Raw genomic sequence first — 4,347 nt, 5'->3', positions numbered from 1 at the left:
TCCAGTGTTAAACCGGGAGCCTTTTTTAGTATACCAATTTCTACTTCAGATAAGGCGGCTTATCCCAAGTAACCCACATTCACCGCGGTACTTCCACATTCCGTTATTTTTTGATTGTGAACTTGTCCAAAAAAGAAGTGGTATAGGTCGCAGATTGACTTTAATTGGGGAAAGGAAGTTTGTGAAAATTACTGGTATTACTCCTAGACCATTCCCTTAAATTCAACTGTCTCATTCTTTGTATTAACCAAAAACTTACCGACACTCCCCTGATACTTCACGGATACTTTAAAAGAATACTTGTAATTTACCCGAGTATATCGAATACTACTAATTCTTCCCTGATACCCTTGACTACGCAAAACTCTCTTCACTTGGTTCCTTTGTCGATGAGTAATTCTTGCAGAACTCCGATAGATTGTCTTCTTAACGATCACATCTGGATTCAATGGAACAATGTAATCCTTACATTCCAACAATTCCACCAACTTTCTTTTTCTTTATATTTGTCTTGACGGGTTACGGTTTTCCATTCAGTTTAGAGGGAGTGACGTTTTGAGCGCAGAATTGTTCCCTGGAAACAGCTATTTGGAATAACTGAACCAGAGTACAATTCTACTACTAAAAGTTTCCCCTTAGTTCGTCGGTCGTTAACGCCCGTCGCTTGTCTGTACAATTGCGGTATTGCTACCACCACTCATTATAAACCTACGTTTTCGGTTTAGCCTACTAAAAAACGCCCTAGAAGGCGTTGATGATACGTATTTATTTTGTTCGATCACCAACTAATCAATGGCACCAAGCCGAAGCTTCGTTTTACCACCCGCGCCGTTAATGGTCGCGCTCACCATTCACCACCCAGCCGTACAGATAGCCTTGTTGTGGTATAGCCAGACTTATTGAAGTCGCCCTGGCAAACGTGTCCCCTTGGATTTAGACCCCAGCTTGTCCCCTAGGGCTTTAAAAATCGCACCGGCCATGATATAATAGTCAGTAACTTAGATGACTTTTATGTGGCGCTCACCGATTCCCGTCGGTGGGTGTTTTTTATGTTCTATTTTGACTACGGTTATCATTATATCAGTTATCAAATTTTTGGTCAACTTTTCTTGTGTACCGTGTACTGTACACTGTACACTGTATCTTGTAAACTGTACACCGTGTATTGGGTACTGTGTACTGTACACTTAAATAATTTCATAAAAAAGCCGTCATTCCGCATTCAATTGTTAAGTATTTTTTCTGTACATTGTGTACTGAGTACGGTACACTGTACATATAATACAGTACACCGTGTACCGTGTACGAATGGAGGAATTTTAAAAAATGATAATTAGTTGCGCCAATGAAAAGGGTGGTACTGGTAAAACATCTACTACAGCCTTAATCAGTTGGGAATTATCAAATATGGGATATAAAGTGCTTATGGTAGATTGTGACCCTCAAGCAAACCTAACTGATTTAATGATAAAAACAAAAAGTCACGAAAATTCCAGCATCACAATTGACCCATCTCTTTTCGCATTACTAATTAACGGAAAAGACTTAAATGACGGCATCATTAACATTAAGAACGGTCTTGACTTAATACCAGCTGCTGCTGATATGAACTTATTCAGTCGGTGGGTTGATAAACAAGACATTGATGAAAAAGCTAAAGTCAGCTATCTTAAAAACTCTTTGTCAAATATATCTAGCAAATTCGACTTCGTGTTTCTTGATGTAAGCCCTACAATGAGTTTAACAAACGATAACGTTTTTATGTGCTGCGACTGGATCATTGTTATGCTACAAACTCAGCAAAGAGCATTGCTGGGAGCAAAAAGTTTCTTAAGCTATTTACAAACGAATTTAATTGACGAATTTGGAGCAAAAGTAGATGTAGCGGGTATTCTTCCAGTTCTTACAAAAGGGCAATCAATTATTGACAATGCCGTTCTTAAACAGGCCGTAGAAGAATTTGGGGAAGACAACATATTTGAAAATGTCATTACTGCTATGGAAAGAGTAAAGAGATACGACCTTACTGGAATCACTGAAAGCAGTCGTTCTGTTTGGGATAAAGCTACTCACAGCACATATACGGCTGTTGCTACTGAATTAATATCTAGATTGGAGGCAGAATAATATGGGGGGACTTTTGAAACACGGTAATGATGATCAGGTAAAAAGTCCTGATAAGAAGGTAAACGTAAATGTATCATCAATTTCTAGAAAGCAAGCAGGTTTTGGCGAAGATAGTGCGGAAAAAATTCCTACCTTCGATGTAAACATGCGAGTTGATAATCATACCAGAAACGCCGTTTTGGCTTTGTCTAAAGCAACAGCTGATAAGCGTTCAGCTAGTGAAATGGTTTCTTTGATGATTGAAAGTTATCTTGAATCACTAACTCCCCAAACACGTGATACTTACGATGAATTGGTATCGATGATGGAAACAAAGGATAAGCTTGACTATAAACTAAAAAGTAAATAATCACGCGCTCTCAGACGACACGTTCACCTTTTAGACGTATACTTGTCCGTTTAAATGAAGCAGAATACACAATCGAGTAGGAGGTAATTGTAAGTTACCGTCCTCTCACACCACCGTACGTACGTTCCGTATACGGCGGTTCAATAATTTAAGCACTCTGAATTTGCTGGAGCGTCTGACTCAAGTTAATGAGTCCACGACGTTCCAGCTCTTTGTTAGTTAGGGTACGGCACAGCGTTTTTACTATGCGCTGTCCGCCAGTACCCTTTACGCGTGTTAGCGGATAGCTTAGCTTCATCTTTCGTAAATCCTAATCCGCTCAAGTTGTTCTCTCTAGTTTTGGCTTTCTTCCATTGTTTCCAAATGTACTGGCGAATACGTGACCGCAGCCACGCATCTAATTCCGTGATGAACCGCTTCATTCTACCCAAGCTGTAATACTGCAACCAACCGCGCATCTTTTGACGAATCTCTGCCATTATTTGGTCTTCGGATACACCACGATTACGCTTAGTCAGCCGCCTCAATGCTTGTTTAACTCGCTGCTTCGCTGACCACACCGGATAGGGAAAAGCCCTGCCTTTAGTGTGGCCCAACGTAAACCCTAAGAACTTCATTCTGTTGGTGGCGACCACTTGTGTCTTTTCCTGATTGAGCGTGAGTTTTAACTCATGCTCGAGAAAACGAGTCACACTAGCGAGGACTCGTTGGCCCGCGCGTGGACTTTTAACAAAGATATTGCAGTCATCGGCGTAACGGACAAATTCATGACCGCGCCTAGCTAGTTCTTGGTCGAATTCGTTGAGATAAATATTCGCTAACAGTGGCGAGATCGGCCCGCCTTGCGGTGTGCCTTTCTCACTGCGTTCAAACAATTGCCCATTCATGGTGCCACTAGTCAGAAAACGGCGAATGAGCCGTAGTATCCAGCGGTCACTAATTCGCTGCTTGAGAAACTTCATAAGCATGTCATGATTAACCGTATCGAAGTAGGCCTTCAAATCCAGATCAACCACATAGTGATCACCCGCATTATCTAGCTGAACGACCTGTTGAACTGCGTCATGTGCACTGCGTTGGGGTCGAAAACCAAAACTATTATTGGCGAAGATCTGTTCATATATCGGCGAAAGGACCTGGGCCACGGCCTGCTGGACTAGCCGGTCGATCACGGTCGGAATGCCAAGCTTACGCGTTCCACCGTTGGGCTTTGGAATTGAGACTTGCTTGACTGGTGCCGGTTTATAAGTCCCATTGGCCAATTCTGCGAGTAATTCTTCGCGATGTACTTTCAGGTACGGTTTCAATTCATCAACGGTCATACCGTCAACTCCGGCCGCCCCTTTGTTCCAGACCACACGTTGATAAGCCAAATTCAGGTTGTTGCGGGCCAAAACTAATGCTTGAAACTGAGTGCCACTCATCTTTTCTCCTTCACCGGAGGCGATACTACGCGCCCCAGTTTGTCTTTGGTCTTCCAGACCTATCATCCGCTGGCGGTCAGCTTGTTCTGTTTTCTGCGATTTTCGCATCGTCTTCACTTCCAGTCGCAATATGAGTTATTATTGTTTGGTCCTTCATGGTTACCCACTACTATGACCTCGGCTGACTCCTGTACACTTAACCAGCCATTTCTGACTTGCTTTGAACTCATATTTCCTTGTCATTTGGGTATTCCCTAAGAAAATCAGGATTGTGTGTACAGGTCTCCCCGGGTAAGAACGTCAACTTTCGTACCATGTCACCGTCAGCTTTACTGTCGTAACTTCGGGTTGGATTGAAGTCAATATTTGAGACAGATTTTAAGAGACATTCAGAACCGCGTTTACCTTCCACAGCTCAAATAAATCATTAATTGCAATTAATGATTT

The 4,347-nt window shown here is 42.2% G+C and carries 2 protein-coding genes and 1 pseudogene; 2 read left to right on the top strand and 1 reads right to left on the bottom strand.

All coding sequences use genetic code 11. The annotated features are described in order from the left end of the window. Positions 1 to 1,326 precede the first annotated feature (1,326 nt). Both JCM17471_RS12865 and JCM17471_RS12860 read left to right on the top strand, forming a co-directional pair. Positions 1,327 to 2,127 carry a ParA family protein gene (locus tag JCM17471_RS12865; RefSeq protein ID WP_027822916.1) on the top strand — a complete coding sequence of 267 codons (801 nt, stop codon included), beginning with the start codon at positions 1,327 to 1,329 and terminating at the stop codon, positions 2,125 to 2,127. Position 2,128: 1 nt separating this feature from the next. Then, the gene (locus tag JCM17471_RS12860) at positions 2,129 to 2,476 is read left to right on the top strand and encodes a DUF5388 domain-containing protein (protein ID WP_020090523.1); all 348 of its coding nucleotides are present in this window, start codon (positions 2,129 to 2,131) and stop codon (positions 2,474 to 2,476) included. 148 nt (positions 2,477 to 2,624) lie between these two features. On the opposite strand, the pseudogene ltrA reads toward JCM17471_RS12860, so the two are convergent. Then, a pseudogene (gene ltrA, locus JCM17471_RS12855) lies at positions 2,625 to 4,008 on the bottom strand (group II intron reverse transcriptase/maturase). Positions 4,009 to 4,347 lie beyond the last annotated feature (339 nt).

The organism is Lacticaseibacillus saniviri JCM 17471 = DSM 24301, assembly GCF_001311785.1.
In the GTDB taxonomy this organism is placed as follows: domain Bacteria; phylum Bacillota; class Bacilli; order Lactobacillales; family Lactobacillaceae; genus Lacticaseibacillus; species Lacticaseibacillus saniviri.
This window is presented reverse-complemented; position numbering and strand designations above follow the sequence as displayed.

Excerpts from the sequence above, each read along its gene's own strand:
- JCM17471_RS12865 (WP_027822916.1), top strand. The coding sequence starts at position 1,327 with ATGATAATTAGTTGCGCCAATGAAAAGGGTGGTACTGGTAAAACATCT.
- JCM17471_RS12860 (WP_020090523.1), top strand. The coding sequence starts at position 2,129 with ATGGGGGGACTTTTGAAACACGGTAATGATGATCAGGTAAAAAGTCCT.